This is a genomic window from Pseudomonas sp. NPDC098747, assembly GCF_044760045.1.
Lineage (GTDB): Bacteria > Pseudomonadota > Gammaproteobacteria > Pseudomonadales > Pseudomonadaceae > Aquipseudomonas.
Window position 1 is genome coordinate 1 of sequence record NZ_JBIWAL010000098.1, and the last position, 357, is coordinate 357.

The window sequence follows — 357 nt, forward strand, 5'->3', positions numbered from 1 at the left end:
CACGTGCTTGCGAACAACCGGATCATATTTCTTGATCTCGATTTTGTCCGGGGTAGTACTCTTGTTCTTGTCGGTAGTGTAGAAGTGACCAGTACCGGCGCTCGAGATCAAACGAATCAATTCACGCATGATTAACTCCCTTAAATCTTGCCATCGCGGCGAAGTTCGGCGAGCACGACAGTGATGCCACGCTTGTCGATGATACGCATGCCTTTGGCAGATACGCGCAGACGCACAAAACGTTTCTCTTCTTCAACCCAAAAGCGGTGATGCTGCAGGTTCGGCAGGAAACGACGACGGGTTTTGTTGTTTGCGTGGGAAATGTAATTCACAGTCACCGGACCATTACCGGTAACT

The 357-nt window shown here is 49.9% G+C and carries 2 protein-coding genes; both read right to left on the reverse strand.

What is annotated here, in order from left to right; genetic code table 11:
* On the reverse strand, positions 1–129 hold a 129-nt coding region (rpmG, locus tag ACIQVE_RS28510; RefSeq protein ID WP_402815150.1), incomplete at its 3' end, for a 50S ribosomal protein L33.
* An 11-nt stretch (positions 130–140) separates the two neighbouring features.
* The coding region (rpmB, locus tag ACIQVE_RS28515) for a 50S ribosomal protein L28 (protein ID WP_402815123.1) at positions 141–357 on the reverse strand (217 nt) is incomplete at its 5' end.